15 protein-coding genes are annotated in these 16,973 nt (G+C 53.2%); 10 read left to right on the forward strand and 5 right to left on the reverse strand.

The window, feature by feature from the left end; genetic code table 11:
• Window positions 1-10: 10 nt before the first annotated feature.
• The 5 genes from C1725_RS07670 to C1725_RS07690 all read right to left on the reverse strand — a co-directional run bounded on the left by C1725_RS07670 (window position 11) and on the right by C1725_RS07690 (window position 4,816).
• Window positions 11-949, reverse strand: a complete 939-nt coding sequence (locus C1725_RS07670; RefSeq protein WP_102411043.1) for a DDE-type integrase/transposase/recombinase — start codon at window positions 947-949, stop codon at window positions 11-13.
• Window positions 950-1,090: 141 nt separating this feature from the next.
• Window positions 1,091-2,008 (reverse strand): dihydrodipicolinate synthase family protein, encoded by a 918-nt coding sequence (locus C1725_RS07675; protein ID WP_102411044.1) that lies wholly within the window; start codon window positions 2,006-2,008, stop codon window positions 1,091-1,093.
• Window positions 2,009-2,028: 20 nt separating this feature from the next.
• Window positions 2,029-3,138, reverse strand: coding sequence for an aldo/keto reductase (locus C1725_RS07680; RefSeq protein WP_102411045.1), 1,110 nt, complete (start codon window positions 3,136-3,138; stop codon window positions 2,029-2,031).
• Window positions 3,139-3,156: 18 nt separating this feature from the next.
• Window positions 3,157-3,744: a nitroreductase family protein gene (locus C1725_RS07685; RefSeq protein WP_102411046.1), complete on the reverse strand. Its 588-nt coding sequence runs from the start codon at window positions 3,742-3,744 to the stop codon at window positions 3,157-3,159.
• Window positions 3,745-3,757: 13 nt separating this feature from the next.
• On the reverse strand, window positions 3,758-4,816 hold the full coding sequence (locus tag C1725_RS07690; RefSeq protein ID WP_346026456.1) for a zinc-dependent alcohol dehydrogenase: 1,059 nt from the start codon (window positions 4,814-4,816) through the stop codon (window positions 3,758-3,760).
• 261 nt (window positions 4,817-5,077) lie between these two features.
• On the opposite strand from C1725_RS07690, the gene C1725_RS07695 reads away from it, so the two are divergent.
• The 10 genes from C1725_RS07695 (at window position 5,078) to C1725_RS07740 (ending at window position 16,970) form a co-directional block, all read left to right on the forward strand.
• On the forward strand, window positions 5,078-5,767 hold the full coding sequence (locus C1725_RS07695) for an FCD domain-containing protein (RefSeq protein WP_102411048.1): 690 nt from the start codon (window positions 5,078-5,080) through the stop codon (window positions 5,765-5,767).
• Window positions 5,768-6,264: 497 nt separating this feature from the next.
• Entirely contained in the window at window positions 6,265-7,176 is a 912-nt protein-coding gene (locus C1725_RS07700; protein ID WP_146009185.1) for an ABC transporter permease subunit, read from the forward strand.
• Window positions 7,176-8,018, forward strand: a complete 843-nt coding sequence (locus tag C1725_RS07705; protein WP_102411050.1) for an ABC transporter permease subunit — start codon at window positions 7,176-7,178, stop codon at window positions 8,016-8,018. Before C1725_RS07700 ends, C1725_RS07705 begins: the two co-directional genes overlap by 1 nt.
• Window positions 8,019-8,083: 65 nt before the next feature.
• On the forward strand, window positions 8,084-9,379 hold the full coding sequence (locus tag C1725_RS07710) for an ABC transporter substrate-binding protein (protein WP_346026457.1): 1,296 nt from the start codon (window positions 8,084-8,086) through the stop codon (window positions 9,377-9,379).
• 86 nt (window positions 9,380-9,465) lie between these two features.
• On the forward strand, window positions 9,466-11,376 hold the full coding sequence (locus C1725_RS07715) for a hypothetical protein (protein WP_102411052.1): 1,911 nt from the start codon (window positions 9,466-9,468) through the stop codon (window positions 11,374-11,376).
• Window positions 11,377-11,865: 489 nt separating this feature from the next.
• Window positions 11,866-12,777 (forward strand): glycosyltransferase, encoded by a 912-nt coding sequence (locus tag C1725_RS07720; RefSeq protein ID WP_102413281.1) that lies wholly within the window; start codon window positions 11,866-11,868, stop codon window positions 12,775-12,777.
• Window positions 12,752-13,687, forward strand: a complete 936-nt coding sequence (locus tag C1725_RS07725; RefSeq protein ID WP_102411053.1) for a glycosyltransferase — start codon at window positions 12,752-12,754, stop codon at window positions 13,685-13,687. The genes C1725_RS07720 and C1725_RS07725 overlap by 26 nt, the downstream gene beginning before the upstream one ends.
• Before the next feature lie 31 nt (window positions 13,688-13,718).
• Window positions 13,719-15,173 (forward strand): ABC transporter permease, encoded by a 1,455-nt coding sequence (locus C1725_RS19275; RefSeq protein WP_346026458.1) that lies wholly within the window; start codon window positions 13,719-13,721, stop codon window positions 15,171-15,173.
• A 10-nt stretch (window positions 15,174-15,183) separates the two neighbouring features.
• Window positions 15,184-15,912 carry an ATP-binding cassette domain-containing protein gene (locus tag C1725_RS07735; RefSeq protein WP_102411054.1) on the forward strand — a complete coding sequence of 243 codons (729 nt, stop codon included), beginning with the start codon at window positions 15,184-15,186 and terminating at the stop codon, window positions 15,910-15,912.
• The gene (locus C1725_RS07740; RefSeq protein WP_102411055.1) at window positions 15,909-16,970 is read left to right on the forward strand and encodes a glycosyltransferase family protein; all 1,062 of its coding nucleotides are present in this window, start codon (window positions 15,909-15,911) and stop codon (window positions 16,968-16,970) included. Before C1725_RS07735 ends, C1725_RS07740 begins: the two co-directional genes overlap by 4 nt.
• Window positions 16,971-16,973 lie beyond the last annotated feature (3 nt).

A 16,973-nucleotide genomic window follows, 5' to 3' on the forward strand; every position in this document is an offset into this window, starting at 1 on the left:
TGTAGGTTTGTCAAACATCTTGGACAGTGAAAGCAAGAAGGAACTCTCTAGGCGAAACCCAAAGGAGAGGGCGCATCGGTCTGTTGTTGGTGCGAGCTTGGTGGGCAGCTAGCTGCCCACCAAAGTCATCGAGCGAGAAGAAAGAATGGGTATTGTAGAATAGCTTTTGGTCTTCTCTGTGACTGCGTTCAACCTTACCGTTGTGGCGAGGTGTGTATGGTTTTATGAGCTTATGCCGGATTCCCAGATCAGCAGCCGTTTTCTCAAACAGAGTCACCTGATTGCGTTTGCTGTTGGAAAAGCGGTTGGTGAATTCAAAGCCGTTGTCGGTCTGGACACACTCTACCCGGATACCCCGGCGGGCATACCACTTGAACAGCCTTTTGAGAAAGTCAGCGGAAGAATAGGTGGACTGCTCAGGGTAGGCGGCCAGGAAGCGCAGTCGGGTAAACTCATCCATGGCAGTGTACTGAAACAGGCGCAGCTCCGGGTCCGCGATACAGCGGCGGGGCACCACCTTCACATCCACCTGAACGCGCTGTCCAGGATAGGTCATCTGCTCATAAGGCTTGGGCCTATAAGCCGGCTTCTTCTCTACTTGTGGGAATAACCCTAGTTTCCGCATCACGCGGAAGAGGCTCTCCGGGCGGCGGGTATACCCCCGCCGACGTAAGCGGTGCCACAGTTCCACCATACCTAGTTTGGGATCTCTGCGGCGCATATCCCGGATTAGCTTCAGCTCTGCTTCGGTATGCTGGTTGGGATGACTGTGGGGACGCCGGGACTGGCAGGCTAGGGAGGCCATGCTCCCATCCCAGCGAGCTTTCCAGAAGTAGATATACGACCGGCTCTTGTTGTATTTCCGGCTGGCCCGGCTCACGCCGTATTTCTCCGCATACTTCATCAGGGATTGCCGATATGCCATGACCTGTGTTATACTCTTGCTCATGAAGGATGTGGTCCCCTCTCGTATAGTTGTTGTCCGCAACTCCAACTATAACCGATGAGGCCATATCCTTCATCCTTTTTTTCTTCTACTGTCCAATATGTATTGTACTCCTACAACCAGTTTCCTCCCGATCCCTTTAAATTATTTACACAGGGCCGTGCATGCCTCGCTCACCAGCGCTGCGACCTGCCGGGTTTCTTCCATGAAGTGGGGGGATAAAAGACGGTCGTCCTGTGTACGGCAGCGAATCGTAATGGGGAGCTTCGCGATCTCCCTGAGGAAGTACTTGGCGTTCGTGGGGTAGAGCTCGTGCTCCAGCAAGGAAGCGGCGGTAAGAACATGCTGCACCTTCTCGGCATTGGGATGTTGAACGTTGCGGGTGAGCCAGACGTAGACTTCCGGGTGGAAGTTCGCCATGATGCCGGAGAAGCCATAAGCCCCATCCCGCAGCGATTCCAGAAGCGTGGCGATGTGAGCGTTGTACAGCTTGAGCGGCGTGTTTTGGATGACCGCGAGCTTTTCGCGAATTTGAGGCGCGTTCAGGCTGGTGTCCTTAAGAAAGTGGAACCGTCCGGTAGCGGCAATTTCACGGATGACGCGCGGCGACAGCAGGCGCTTGTAGGGAAACGGGCATTCGTACAGTCCCAGCGGAATGTCGTCGTCCACTTGTTCGAGCAGGCTGTAAAGACGCCGCAGCAGCATATCGTCGTCTTCCCCCTCGCTCGCCAGGCGATTCGTCAGCAGGATCACCGCTTCCACGCCGGTATCCCGCATGGCGTAGATATCGCGCACTTGTTCCGCTTCGCGGTAATCTGTAAAGCCCGAACCGATCACCGGCACACGGCCATGTGCAGCGTTCACCGTGATTTTCGCAATGCGCATGCGTTCCTCAAAGGTCATATGAAAAATCTCGCTGGATTGACAGGACGCGAACAGGCCGTCCACGCCCTTTTGAATGTACCAGTCGACCAGCGCGTAAAGCCCATCTTCGTCGATTTCCCCTTTATCGGTAAAGGGGGTCAGCATTACGGGCCATACGCCATACGGATAAGACTTCATGTTCTTGCTCCTTCCTGTCGTCAATATAAACGGGACAGTTCTTTCAGCAGGGAAACGATGGGTAAGTGCTGCGGACAGGCCGTTTCGCATTGGCCGCAGGTGAAGCATCGGCTCGGCAGGGCACCATTTTGGGTGTTGTTTTCCCAATAATCCCGGATTCCGGGCGAATCGCGGAAGAGACGGCAGTTGTTGAGCACGCCGATCAGGGCGGGAATTTCCAGTCCGGCGGGGCAGCCCGCTGTACAATATCGGCAGCCGGTGCACGGTTCCGTGGGCGCGCTGAGAAGGGCCGTGGCTGCCCCGGCGAGCGCCGCCTGTTCGCGTTCGTTGAGCGGCCGGAGTGCGCGAAAGGTGGCGATGTTGTCCTCGAGCTGATCGATGGAGTTCATGCCGGAGAGCACGACGCCTATATCCGGAAGACAGGCAGCGTAGCGCAGGGCCCAAGAGGCCTGCGATGCCCGGGGCGATGCGGTACTCAGAATGTTTGCCGCTCCACGGGGGAGATTGGCGAGCATGCCGCCTTTGATGGGCTCCATGACGAGGATGGGCAGATGGTGACTGCGGACGATGTCATAACAGGCGTGCGCGCAAATGCGGGGGCTTTCCCAATCGGCGTAGTTGATTTGAAGCTGTACGAACTCCGCCTCCGGATGCTCGCACAATACGCGTTCCAGAAGCTCGGGCGTGCCGTGAAAGGAGAAGCCCAGATAACGGATAAGCCCTTGACGCTTCATGCGCAGCGCATGCTCCCAGCAGCCAAAACGTTCGTAGCGCTCCCAGTTGCGGTTATTGATGCCGTGCATGAGGTAAAAATCAAAGTAACCCGCGCCTGTGCGCTCAAGCTGCTCTTCAAAGGTGGCATCCACGTCTTCTTTACAGGTCAGAAAGTTATGGGGCATCTTGGTGGCCAGCGTGAATGCATCGCGGGGGTGTCGATCCACGAGGGCGGCCTTTACCGCACGTTCAGAGGCTCCGTCGTGATAGACGTAGGCGGTATCAAAGTAGGTAAAGCCCGCATCCAAAAAACGATCTGCCATTTGACACAAGAGGCCCATGTCAATGGAACCGTTTGATTGAAGCGGTAGGCGCATAAGGCCAAAGCCAAGCTTTTTGGGAAATAAGTCCGCCATGAGATAAGCCCTCCTTCCTCATACGATGATTTCATTGATTGGACGTTTATACACGTGGTGTACGTCGTTGCCGTCGCGGTAAAAGCAGTGATCCCGATCCACGAAACCAGGGGGCGCGTCTTCGAGCTCGATGATCTCCGCCGGCGTGCCGAGCGCCACCACCAGCATGGGCTGCCATTTGGACGGCAACGCGAGCGCCTCCGATAGCTTGGCGGCGGAAAAAGCGCCAATCATACAGCCGCCGAAGCCCAGCTCCACCGCCCCAAGCAGTAGGGTATGCGCGGCGATCCCCACGTCCTTCTGAAAAGCGGCTGAATTAGGGGCGATGGATAGGTCGTGCAAGAGGACGATATAGGCTGTCGGGGCCATGCCATCGCGAGGAAGGCGGGGTTCACGCATCCGGCCGCCCCAGCGCGTCAGAGGAAGAACGCGGTTGCACGTGTCGGGATCGTGAACCAGCCGATATTTCAGCGGCTGTACGTTGCCGCTGGAGGGGCATAGACGCGTCAGCGCGACCAACTGGAAAAGCTGTTCTCTGCTGGGACGGGGCGTTTGAAGATAGCCGCGATAGCTGCGATCCTCTTTGAGTAGCTGCAAAAAACTCATGTGACCGCCTCCTTCACACTTCCTGGGTGCCAGGCATCTGCAGGATGACTTTAAAGGCTTTTCGGTCCGCAACGAGGTCAAATCCTCTTTGCACGTCTTCTATAGGAATTACATGGCTATAATAATCGGACGGCACCAGGATATCGCGCCGTACCAGGTCGACGACCTCCTCGTGCACGCGATGCTCTCCATAGGGCCAATTCAGAATGTGGAGACGAACGTCGTTTGGCAGGTCGAAGAGGTTCAGGTCTGCACGCCCTTTGCTCAAAACGCCGTACAGGCCGATCAGACCGCCGTGCTTCAGAAGGGGAGCCAGTTCTCTTACGGCGTTTAGATCGCCTACCGCGTCTACGATCATATCCAGCTTGTGACCTTCGAGCGCTTTAAGTGCGGACGGATTGTACGCATTGACGGCGATGATATCAGGTACGCAGGCTGCAATATGTTCGAGGCGGTCGTCGTGATGTCCTACGCAGGCGATGTCCGCCGCCCCCATCGCGCGCGCGATACGCGCAATGCCCATGGCCACAGGGCCGTCTCCGCAAACGAGCACGTTCATGCAAGGCTTGAAGCCGAAGTTTTGAAGCGCGCTGTAGTTTTCCTTGAAGGTAAGCAGCATCACAGCATCACGCAGGCGCATCCCGTCCGGAATGCGTTTCCCGCGGTAGTCGGGAAGAGGAGGCTGTGCGCCGAGCGCCACGCCGTCTTCCATCATCGCTTGGATGTCATGCGTAATGCCGTATTCGGCCATCTGACCGTAAGTGCAGGAAAAGCCGCTTGAAGGGTCGATGGTACCGACAGGGGAGACGACAGGATCACCGACCCGCCAGTACCGTACGCGCTTTCCCACGGACACGATACGTCCCACGCTTTCGTGTCCAAGGATGGCAGGATAGGCGATTTGCTTATCGGTGACCCGATCGTTTAGCAGTTTGAGGTCGGTGCCGTTGCAGATGCCGCAATAGGCGATTTGGGTCAGACATTCGTAGTCGCCGGGGATGGGCCGGGGCACCTCGACGACGCCCAGACGGCCGCGTTCCAATGCGGCAACGGCTTTCATGGTTGCGCTCACGAAAAAAACCTCCAAATACAAAAAATCTGTCTTTGCTGACATGATGCATGCAACAAAAACAGACGATACTCACCTATCGTAAGCGCTTTATTCGATTGTCCGGAAAACTATTGCACCGTTATTATACCATGGGCGCTTTGAATGTCAAGCGTCTGCTCTCACGGTTTTCGTGGTTAGGACGCGCATTGACAAAAACTCCTCTGACAGCTAGAATAAAAAAGAGGCAAACGAATTCCTACGGAAGGAGTCGGAACAGCTCTTATGGAAAAAATAGAGAAGGTTTCTACGACGGAATCAGCGACCCGTGCGATTCGCAAATCCATATTGAGCGGGGAATATAAGGTGGGAGATAAGCTTTCCACGGAAAGCCAGCTCTGTCAGGCACTCGATGTGAGCCGTACGGTGGTGCGTGAAGCGCTGCGTGTTCTGGCGACGGAAGGTTATGTTCGGATGATTCCAGGACGCGGCGCTTTCGTTGCACGCGTGACGGAGGCGGAGGACTACTGGTCTGCCCTCTCCGCAGGCAGCTTTAAGGATGTCATGGAGGTTCGCATGCCCGTGGAAGAGCTGGCTGTGCGGATGGCGGTGCGGCGGTCTGGACCTGAGCTGGTGGATCAGCTGGAAACCAATTATGATGCGCTTGTCCGTGCGAATGAGGCCCTCGATAAGCAAGAGATGATCCGCCTGGACGAACAGTTTCATATGCTGATCTTCAAGGCGACGGAGAACGCGTTGCTGGTAAACTTCGGGCGTCAGATCATCAAAGCGTTCAACCGCTTCCGCTACGCTTCGTTTTTTGACGACAAGAATTATTCAAACGCGCTGGGGCCGCACAGACGCATAATAGAAGCGTTTCGCCATCAAAGCGAGGACGAGGCCGTGGAAGCGATGCATTATCATATGGTTCGAGCGATTGAGGATATCAGCGCGCATATCGGTGCAGAGGGGTAACCCTGTTTGGGGAAATCCTTTTAATGCATAGACGGATCGATAGGATCCGTCTATGGCCATCGACCAAGTCGATGGCATCGTGCAAAACGAATAAACATTTTGCACGAATGTCACGGGAGATGTTTTCCTCCGCAAATGCTGCGCATTTGACTACGGAAAACGCCCCGCCCGACCGGCAAAGCCGGTCGACACGATTTCAAATGAAGGGGAAGCTTCCCCCTCATACATCCTCTTTTATAATAAGATGAGACTTTGTTGATGGGTTGAGGCGGATCGAGAGGATCCGCCTATTTTATATTAGCGAAAGTCTAAAACAAGGCGGAAACGTCACTTTTGTCCGAAAACGTCAAAAAAACTTGAAAAACTATTGACAAGAAAAGAAGGAGTGTATATTATTATTGTATGATGTCGTACAATGATGACGAGATGAATGCATTACCTGTCTGCGCGGGCGTCCCGGAAAACTATTGCAATTTTGTTTGGTGGGAGTGAGGCTTGTGGCAAGCAGAGAAAGAACGGCCGGTATTCGCAGGCTCAGAGGGGAGCGCGTGCTTCCCTATGCGCTGATCCTGCCGTCGTTTTTGTTCCTGACGATCTTCCTGCTGTACCCAATGGGCAGGACGCTGGCCAACAGCTTTATGAATTATCAGCGCACCAAGCCCAAGCAATACGGTTTTGTGGGTCTGGAAAACTACGTGCGCATTTTTACCAACGACGCTAAATTTACGAGCTCGCTGCTGATCTCGCTCAAGTGGGTCGTGGTCGAAGTCGGCCTGCAGGTGATTATCGGCCTCACGGCGGCCCTGCTTTTAAACCAGAAGTTTCGCGGACAGGGTTTCGCACGCACTCTTTGCTTCGCGCCGTGGGCCATTTCGGGTGTGCTGACCGGCATTCTGTGGATGTTGATCTATGACGACAATTTCGGGCTGCTCAACAATCTTCTCAGTTCCGGTGGCTTTGTCACCCACTCGTACTTGGGCGACAAACATCTCGCGTTCGGCGCCGTGGTTATCGCGGAGCTGTGGCGGGGGATTCCCTTTCTAGCGATTACCTGCCTGGCGGCGCTGCAAAGCATTCCGGAGGATATTTACGAAGCTGCAAAGGTGGATGGGGCGAGCCGGGCCGTCACCCTGTTTCGCATAACGCTTCCCTTCATCCGCGAGTCCGTTGTCTATGCCGCATTGATGCGCTGTATTTGGGCATTCCAGTCGGTGGACCTCATCATGACGATGACCAACGGCGGACCGTTGGGGCGCACGACGACGCTTGCGCTGTACATATACAACAAATCCGTGGTGGAAGGAAACTATGGCTACGGCAGTGCGCTTGCGATGCTCTCCTTCCTGATGCTGAGCGTATTTACGGTGATCTACTTGCGGGCAAACGCCTTTGGAAAGGAGGAAGCGTGATGTCTCCTAAGGCAAAGCATGTGGTGGAGCGCCTGATCCTGCGCTGGATTCCGCTTTTTCTTCTCTTGGCTTTTGTAATGGTTCCGCTGCTGTGGACGCTGTCGCTGTCGTTTAAGTATTCGAGCGATGTCGTCAGCGAAAGCTTCTCCCTTCTACCGCATCCTTTTACCTTTAGCAATTATGCGAATACATGGGCTAGCGGACGTATTTCACAATACTTTGCCAACAGCCTGGTAATGAGCCTCAGCGCGGTAGCCGTCGTCTCGCTGCTGGTGCTCTTCAATGGGTACGCGCTCAGCCGGTTTAAGTTTCGGGGGAAGCAGGCGTTTATGGTGGTCATGCTGATGACGCAGATGCTGCCTCGCATTATCATCATCTCCCCGCTTTATCTGCTCATGCGGGATATGGGGCTGGTGGACAGCTTCCTTTCCGTCATTCTGGTGGAAATCGCTTCGGCCATCCCCTTTCAGACGCTCCTGATGAAAGGATTTATCGGCGGCGTTCCCAAGGAAATTGATGAAGCGGCCATGATCGACGGCTGCACCCGCATGCAGACGCTGTTTCACGTCATCATGCCGGTCATCGTTCCGGGGATCGTAACGGTTATCTCCTTCGCATTCATCAACTGCTGGAATGAGTATTTGCTTCCCTATACCTTTCTTAACAGCGGCAGCAAGTTTCCCCTTTCGGTAGGCTTGCGCTACATGATTACGCAGACCACCATCAACTATTCAGGTCTGGCTGCGGGCGCTGTCATCGCGCTGCTGCCGCCGCTGTGTCTGTTCGGCTATGTGCAGCGCTATCTTGTGTCCGGCATGAGCGCGGGCGCGCTTAAAGGATGAGCGCCTCTCAAGACGTCATGATTTCCCGTGTGAAAGGGAAATCGATAAATGAAAGGAGAATCCCTATGAAAAAACTGTCGGCCCTTTTGGTAATGCTTGCCCTGACGCTAAGCTGTTTTTCGCCTTTTGCATTGGCGGAGGACGCCGCGACCGTCACGTTCTGGTTGGATGATATGACCGACGCCCGCATGGCGATGGTGGAAAAGATTATCGCGTCCTTTGAAGCCAGCCATCCGAACATCAAGGTTGACTTTACCGGTCTGCCGGAGGATGCCTCCGACAAGCTGATGCTGGCCTTCGAGGCTGGCACTGCGCCGGATATCCTGAACATTACCTCGAAGAACATCGCCACCTATATTGAAAACGGCTATGTGTCTGACCTGACCGAGCTGTACGCGCAGAAGGGAAACGATGCGATTCTGAGCAGCGCGATCGAGTCGGCCTGCGCCTATGACCGGGAAAACAGCCGCCTGTATTATTTGCCGTCGGGCTGTAACTTCTTTTGCCTGTGGGCGCGCAGCGACTGGTTTGAAGAAATGGGCCTGAGCATGCCCGTCACGTGGGATGAATTCTTTGCAGATGTAGAAGCGCTCACGGAGAAGGATGCCGGACGGTACGGCATCGCTCTCCGTGGAGGGAAGGGCGCGGCGACCAATTTGGAGATGCTCATGTACTCCTATTCCGGCATCACCCATTACTTCACGGAGGAGGGAGTGTGCACTGTCAACGACCCGAAGCATGTGGATTTTGTCGATCGCTACCTTTCCCTGTACAATGTGTGCAGCGGCGAGGGAGATATCAACTTTGGCTGGAGTCAGTTGGCCGGCGCCTTCCAAACGGGCGTAGCTGCGATCATTCAGCACAACACGGGCTCGGCTGACGCGCACTATGACGCCTTTAATGGCGATCTGTCCAAGTTCGCAGCTTTGCCCTTCCCCAAGTCTGTCGAAGGCACCCGCGTAATGCAGAGCCTGAGCTGGGATGGTTTTGCTATCAACGAGACGGCGAAGGACAAGGAGGCTGCGTGGGAGTTCCTTTACTTCCTGTGCGCAGGCGAGGGCGCCGCTATCTATACGGAGAATATCGGCCTCGTTCCCTGCGTCAATGAACTCCTGACCAGCGAGGACAGCTACGTTCAGAGTCCGGATAAACCCTGGATGCAGACCGCTGCGGAGGTCATCACATCGCCGGATACTCTGTTCTACGATTGCCCTACCTATATGCCCTCATATAGCGGCGTGTTGAGCAACGAGATCGATCCCATGGTGCAGCAGGCGATGGCGGGCGAGATCAGCGCGCAGGAGCTGCTGGACTACTGGGCCGAGACCATGACGGCCATGTACGCCGAGGAAGGCAAGTAATTTCAAAGTAAACGGGATGCTCTCGCCCATCCGTCGTTTTTCGGCGGATGGGCAGAGCTAAATTCGGATCAGGGGAGGATGAACAAATGAGCTACCGGGAAAAAATCCTGCAGGAGAGCGACGTTCGCTGTCACGTAACCCGTAAAGCGGACATTCGTTTCACCGACGGGGCGTTGCCCCATGCCATGGGCGTCACAAATGTGCAGATCATGCGTTCCTGTCAGGACGCGTCGCTGGCGCCTGAAGGAAGGGGATGGACCTACGCGCATGCCGCCATGCTTGGATTTTGGCAGGGGGAGTTTATGGTGCAGTATTTGGCCGGCGCGCGCAGCGAGCACGAAGGAGACTCCCGTGCTTTCCTGATCCGTTCGCGGGACGGATTGCATTTCTCCAAACCTATAGAAATTTTCCCGGCGATCAACGTTCCTGCTGCACCCTACAACGGGGAAGGGAAGGAGGTGCTGGAAGGAAAGGATACCATAAACTGTATCATCCATCATCGTATGGCGTTCTTTTGCGCTTCAAACGACCGCATGCTGGCCATGACCTATTACGGCGTCGTGCCCATCGATCCGCGCCTGAAGGAGTTCCCGGCTCACGGAACGGTGAAGAGTTACGACATGACGGATATCATGCTCGTGATGCCGGGCAGCGGCTACGGCGTGGGGCGCGCGATTCGCGAAATTCGACCGGACTTCAGCTTCGGCCCCATATATTTTTTGCGTTATGGATCAAGCGGCGGCTATACTCGGGAAAACACAAAGATATTTCCTTTTTACGAGGAAAGTCGAGACGAGGAATTTGTAGAAGCCTGCCGTGAACTGCTTGGGAATCGTGTCGTTACCCAGCAATGGTGGGAGGAAGAACGCTGCGATGAGACCGGTTTTTTTACCCTCACAGGAGGAGAAGCACCTTCCATCTATACGCTTCCTGGCAATGGAAAAGATATGCTTGCAATCATGAAGAATGCATTGACCTCTGTTTCCCATGACGGCGGCGAGACGTGGAGCCCATGTAAGCGCTCCTATTCGCTGGAGACATCAACCGGCAAGGTATGGGGCCAACGGACGCCGGATGGGAGCTATGCGCTGGCCTATAACCCCACTACAGATACGGCGCACCGTTGGCCGTTGGCGGTTTCGCGAGGGGAGAACGGGCAGGACTTTGGCGATATGTACGCCGTGCTGCCGGAGGTGCCGCCTTGCCGCTACGCGGGACGGCTTAAGAACCTGGGCCCACAGTACATTCGCGGGATCGCTGAATATAACCCGCAGCCGGAGGACGACGCCTTTTATCTGACCTATAGCAACAACAAGGAGGATATTTGGATCAGCCGCGTCGCTGTACCTCTGCGAGCCGTCGAGGCGCAGGATGTAAATGTCGATATGTGTTCCGTTCGCTGGAAGGACATCGCGGATACCTGGAATTTGACTCTGCCCGGTTGGGGCGGAATTGAGCTTAAGGAAGGGGCGTTGGTGCTGAGCGATTCCGATCCTTACCATCGTGCCATTGCAGAGCGGGCTTTTGCACCCGGAGCAGTGGTGGAACTGGAGACGGAGGTAGCGCTCGATCACGGGCCGAAGGCTCAGGCGTTTACCCTCGCGTTTCAGGATGACAGCGGGCGCGAGCCTGCAAAGGTGCTCCTGCGATCGGACGGTTGGATCAATTCCCGGGTGTTTGGCTCTGAACTGCATTTGATTCGTTTTCAGCCTGGGGAGAGAATTCGCTTTGCCTTTCACATCGATTGCGTTTGCAACCAGTGCAGCCTAAAGGTGACCGTCGGCGGAGAGTCAGTATTAAAACGCTGGCGGTTCGATGCGAGCGTATGGCAGCTTTGCCGTGTGCAGTTCCGCACCAAGTATGCGCTGCTTCATCAAGATGAAGAGGTTTATCCCAAATGGGCGGATATTGGGAATCTTCCCGGAGCGGACACGCCGACTGAAGAGCTGAGAGCGCGGATTTTCAATTTGCGTTCGCGAGCGGTGGAGCCAAACTGACAGCCTATTGCCTATTCTTTGCTGTTTAATAACCGGTTTCTCCGTATTCGCGACATTGATTCGGAGTAGAGCCATACGTTTTGCCCGTAAGATAGGCAAACGTATGACTTTTTTTATATGCAGGAGAGGAAACCACAAGCGATCGGAATGCTCTTTATATAAGGAAGCTGCAGACACAAGAGTTGTATATCCGTAGCTCTCCTATTGGAGGAAATGGATTGAAAGATTACCGCGGGTAATGAAGTAAAAGGGTCTGCCATATATCGCCATCGTAATTGACAGGCAAATAAAAATAGTGTAGAATCATGAAGAATAGAAGGCAAAAGTTGCCTTAGGGCGAAAGGTACAATACTCTATTTCTGAGTTTTGTATCCGAGCATATGAGATGGAAGAACGGCTGCAAAGATCCGCGTCTTCATGGCAAATGAGTACAAGTCATGAACGACCGGGGATAATTTGAATGGCTGCGGATGGAAGGGGAATGTTAACGTGAAGCACTGTTCTGTTATCATTCCCACGCTCAATGCAGGCGATTGTATTAAAAAACTGCTCAAATCGCTTCAAAGTCAAACCATACTGCCGGATGAGATCATCGTCGTGGATTCACAGTCTGAGGACGATACCGTTGTTGCCGCTGCCAGTGTTCCTGGGGTGCGGGTTATCTCCATCGAGCGAGCGTCCTTTGACCATGGCGGTACGCGGGATATGGCCCTGCGCCAAAGTCAAGGGGAATTCGTGGTCTTTATGACCCAGGATGCCCAGCCTACGGACGAGTACTGCCTTGAACGGTTGCTGGATCCGTTCAAGCAAGAACGCGTCGCGGCTGTTGGCGGAAGGCAGATTGCCTGGCCGGATGCAAGGCCATTTGAACGGCTGGTAAGGGAGAACAACTATCCGGCGCAGGATCGCATGTGGGACGCGAGCGATATTGGACGCTTGGGCGTACGCGCTTACACGATATCGGATGTCTGCGCGGCTTACCGGAGATCTGCGTATTTGCAGTCAGGTGGCTTCGATTATCCTATCTTGACGAACGAGGACATGCTGATGGCCGAACGCTTGCTGCATGCGGGCTACGCGCTTGCGTATAGCGCGGGGGCGGCGGTTTATCATTCGCATCATTTTTCTTTGCGGCAGGAGTATGCGCGAAATTATATTATTGGCCGCACGATGAAGCGCTATGAGGAGCGCTTTGAGCATGTTGACGAAACGGGCGAAGGAATCGCGTTGGTTGAAAAGACGATGCGGGAACTGCTTAGAAATGGGCACGTGCTCGAGTGCTTTTTCTTTGCGGCAAACTGTGCGGCGCGGTTGCTTGGCAACCGTATGGGAAGAAGAAGGGAAACCAAGGAACGGTCGATGAAAGGAAACGCGAATGGCGAAGAACGAGGCGATAGTTGAGATCCTATTAGCCGCGTATAACGGAGAATCATTTATTCGCGAGCAACTGGATTCCATTGTCAACCAGTCGGATACGCGGTGGCATTTAACGGTTTCGGATGACGGCTCGACTGACGGCACGCCGCGGCTACTGGATGAATATGTGCAGCGATATCCGGAAAAAATCACACGCTATTTTTCAGGCCAGCGTTTCGGGAATGCACGCGATCACTTCTTTTGTTTAATGCGGCAATGTGACGCGGCATACATGATGTTCTGTGATCAGGATGATGTGTGGTATCCGGATAAAGTGCAGGAGATTATGGCAGCGATGCTTGCCGCTGAGAATCAGTATGGCATACAAACGCCACTCCTCGTGTTCACAGATCAGCGGCCTACCGATGCACAGTTAAGGCCTTTGGCGCCATCGTTGATGCGCTATCAAAAGCAATATTTTAAGGCCTTTGAATATCGCAGCATCCTGATGCAAAACGTCGTCACAGGCGGCGCTATGGCGATCAATCGGGCGTTGGCGCTGTTAGGCGCTCGATGCGTAGACACGCAGAATGTTATCATGCACGACTGGTGGCTGGCGGCTGTGGCGGCAAGGTTCGGCCGGATCATCTATCTGGATGAGCCTATGAGCGATTACAGGCAGCATGCTGGAAACAGCGTCGGGGCGAAGAATGTGGGCGGATTATCCTATATGTTATTCAAACTTCGTCATTTGCAGTCGTTAAAAGAAACGATTTCGGAAAAAAAGCGGCAGGCGGATGTTTTTAAAAGAACCTATGCTCAGAGGCTTTTTGATGAAGATCAACTCTTTTTATGTCAAATGGCGAAAAAAAGGAGCGGGATCGGATTTTATTGTCAGAATCGAGCCTATGTCCACGGTTTTTTTCGCTTTGTCGGCATGATGATGCTCGGCTAACAATACAAAGAAGAAGAGGTTGAACGTCCCTATGGATTTGAAAAAATCAAAGCGATTCTTGATAACGCTCGCGGCATTGTACTGGGTGTTGGTTGCAATGATCTATCTGGTGGCGGGTGACCAGTTTCATCATACGGCAGTGACGAGCGATGCGCTCTCACCGATCGCAGTGATCGGTGAAATTAACGATGATATTGTCATTACGCAGCAGCTCATAGCTCCTGCGGATCAACTTACAGGTCTGGATATTATGGCTGCCACCTATGGCAGAGCCAACTCCGGCACGCTTAATCTAAACGTAAAAAATGCTGCGGGAGATGAGGTGGCGCTGCAAAGTGTGGACGTTTCTGTATTTACGGATGGAAAGTATACGACCATTCCGCTCGAGCAGACGTCTGCGGTAGCACCAGGCGAACCGTTAACGCTGACGATGAGCACACAGGGATGCGCTGAAGGAAACGCTGTTACGATTTACTACGGCAATATGATAACGGCAGGGCGCTTTGACATCGTGCAGTCTATTTCACAGGAAGATCTGTATACGGTAAATGGTACGCAGGGTACGGGCAAATTGTGCATTCGACTAAACGGCATAAAAACACTGGATTTTTATAAAACGTACTGGCTGATCACTGCTGGTATTTTTGTGGTTTTGGGTTTCTACGCGTTGCAAGGCTACAAAAAAGCGAAGATGGGAAAAAACAATGGCATCGTTGCAATCTGCACCTTGTATTGCCGGTATCGCTTTCTTTTGAAACAGCTTGTATCGCGCGATTTTAAGGCAAAGTATAAACGATCGGTTCTGGGAATGGCGTGGAGCTTTCTCAATCCGTTACTGACTATGGCGGTTCAGTACGTTGTTTTCTCCACGCTGTTTAAGTCGGATACGCCTAACTATCCGGTTTACCTGCTGTCGGGCATCGTCTTTTTTAACTTCTTCAGCGAAGCGGTTTCCGTGGGAATGACCTCTATTACAGGGAACGCCTCGTTGATCAAAAAGGTGTACATGCCGAAGTATATTTACCCTTTTTCTAAATTATTTTCGTCGCTTATCAACTTTGGCCTAGCACTCATTCCCTTATTTCTCGTCATGCTGGTTACTGGTACGGCGATCAGGTCATCTGTTCTGCTACTCATATACGATATTTTCTGTTTGCTTTGCTTTGTAATGGGAATGATCCTTCTGCTTTCAACTGCAATGACGTTTTTTCAAGACACACAGTTTTTGTGGGGCGTTATAAGCATGCTATGGATGTATTTGACGCCGTTGTTTTATCCGGAATCCATCATTCCGCAAAGCTTGCTTACGCTCTATCATATGAATCCTATGTATCAGTACATCACGTTTGCGCGTATTTGTATCATCGATGGGGTATCGCCGGAGCCGATGGCGTACCTTTGGTGCCTGTTATCGTCGGTTTTAGTACTCTTGCTGGGCATCTGGACATTCAAGAAACAGCAGGACAAGTTCGTCCTGTATCTATGAGGTGAAGGCCATGGAAAAGATGATCGAGGTAAAGGACGTATCCATGCGCTTTCGCATGTCGAACGACCGCATCAGCAGCATCAAGGAATACATGGTGCAGATGTTGCGGGGGAAGCTGCAATACAATGAATTTGAGGCGCTTAAGCACGTTAGTTTTGACGTAAACAAGGGTGAAGTGGTAGGGCTGATCGGTCACAATGGCGCGGGAAAAAGCACAATGCTCAAGGTCATCTCCGGTATCCTCAAGCCAACGGAGGGCAGCGTGGTTGTACGCGGAAACATTGCTCCGATGCTGGAGCTGGGCAGCGGATTTGACATGGACATGACCGGGCGGGAAAACATTTTCCTTAACGGAGCTATTTTGGGCTACTCTGAAGAGTTTTTGTCAAGCAAGTACGATGAGGTTGTGGCGTTTTCGGAGATCGGTCCGTTCATCGATGTGCCGCTGAGAAACTACTCGTCCGGTATGATCGCAAGGCTGGCATTTTCCATTGCGACGGTGGTGGAACCGGAGATCCTGATCGTGGACGAGGTGCTTTCCGTCGGTGATGCGGACTTTCAGGAAAAGAGCCGCAGGCGCATGATGGAATTGATGAGCGGGGGCACGACAGTGCTGTTCGTCAGTCATAGCTTGCCGCAGGTTCGGGAGATGTGCAGCCGGGTGCTTTGGGTTGAACACGGAGAGGTACAGATGTTTGGCGATGTAAACGACGTGTGTGACATATACGAAAAAGCATGAAGACGATATTGTATATTGCACCGGTTGACTGGCTCTGGATTAAACAGAGGCCGCAGTTTCTGGCAGAAGAGCTGAGCCAATATGATCGAATCCATGTTGTTTATCCGTATGCCAATAATCGCATGGGGCTGCAAAAGAAGACGAAGACGCCTCTGCCGCTGACTCCTTATTTCACGTTTCCTTCGCTGGGAGGCAGGCTGTCCGTTGCTCAGTTAAACAAGATATGGTCAGCCCTCCAGATTCGCCAAGTGATTCGGCGGGTGAAGCCGGATATTCTTTGGCTGTCTATGCCTTGGCAGATGGATATGGTGCCGACGTCTTACAAAGGGCGCATTGTGTATGACTGCATGGATGACTATGTGGCTATTCAGAGGGGCAGCGAAAGCGACAAGCTGCTAAAGCAGGAAGCCGCACTTGTAAAACGTGCAGATACGGTATTTGCTTCCAGCGAGAGCCTTCGCCGGGTGCTAGCTGCACGTCATGGCCGCAGGGATACGGTGCTTTTGCGCAACGGCTATCATGCCAGTTGGCCTATATTACAGACTGCCCATGTGCGCGATTGTGACAAGTTGCTGCGCGTAGGCTATTTCGGAACCATTGGACGCTGGTTTGACTTTGATTTACTACTTAACAGCCTCAATCAGCATATGGATGTAGAGTATCATCTCTACGGCCCGACGGAGGCTGGTATTCGAATTCCGGCTCATCCACGTCTTATTGTGCATGGCGTTGTAGAGCACGAACGCATTCCCGAGGTCGCGCAAACGCTGGATGTGCTGATGATGCCCTTTGTGATCAATGATATCGTCATCAGCGTTGATCCAGTTAAGCTCTACGAGTATATCTGCCTGCGTAGGCCGATTCTTTGTGTACGGTATCCCGAAGTGGAGCGTTTTGCCCCGTTTGTACTTTTCTACGAGGATGCCCAAACATTTGCAGCACAGTTGGATGCAGCGAAAACTATGCCGCTTTGTAGCATGGAGCAAACGGAAGAATTCCTACACGAAAACAGCTGGGCACAGCGCGCAGCGACTGCGCATGAGGTGCTCAATCGTTAAGCC

The sequence above is a fragment of the Beduinella massiliensis genome (assembly GCF_900199405.1).
Classification (GTDB): Bacteria; Bacillota; Clostridia; order Christensenellales; family Aristaeellaceae; genus Beduinella; species Beduinella massiliensis.

Coding starts and splice junctions, on each gene's coding strand:
- C1725_RS07670 (WP_102411043.1), bottom strand. CDS start 949: ATGAGCAAGAGTATAACACAGGTCATGGCATATCGGCAATCCCTGATG.
- C1725_RS07675 (WP_102411044.1), bottom strand. CDS start 2,008: ATGAAGTCTTATCCGTATGGCGTATGGCCCGTAATGCTGACCCCCTTT.
- C1725_RS07680 (WP_102411045.1), bottom strand. CDS start 3,138: ATGGCGGACTTATTTCCCAAAAAGCTTGGCTTTGGCCTTATGCGCCTA.
- C1725_RS07685 (WP_102411046.1), bottom strand. CDS start 3,744: ATGAGTTTTTTGCAGCTACTCAAAGAGGATCGCAGCTATCGCGGCTAT.
- C1725_RS07695 (WP_102411048.1), top strand. CDS start 5,078: ATGGAAAAAATAGAGAAGGTTTCTACGACGGAATCAGCGACCCGTGCG.
- C1725_RS07705 (WP_102411050.1), top strand. CDS start 7,176: ATGTCTCCTAAGGCAAAGCATGTGGTGGAGCGCCTGATCCTGCGCTGG.
- C1725_RS07710 (WP_346026457.1), top strand. CDS start 8,084: ATGAAAAAACTGTCGGCCCTTTTGGTAATGCTTGCCCTGACGCTAAGC.
- C1725_RS07715 (WP_102411052.1), top strand. CDS start 9,466: ATGAGCTACCGGGAAAAAATCCTGCAGGAGAGCGACGTTCGCTGTCAC.
- C1725_RS07725 (WP_102411053.1), top strand. CDS start 12,752: ATGGCGAAGAACGAGGCGATAGTTGAGATCCTATTAGCCGCGTATAAC.
- C1725_RS19275 (WP_346026458.1), top strand. CDS start 13,719: ATGGATTTGAAAAAATCAAAGCGATTCTTGATAACGCTCGCGGCATTG.
- C1725_RS07735 (WP_102411054.1), top strand. CDS start 15,184: ATGGAAAAGATGATCGAGGTAAAGGACGTATCCATGCGCTTTCGCATG.
- C1725_RS07740 (WP_102411055.1), top strand. CDS start 15,909: ATGAAGACGATATTGTATATTGCACCGGTTGACTGGCTCTGGATTAAA.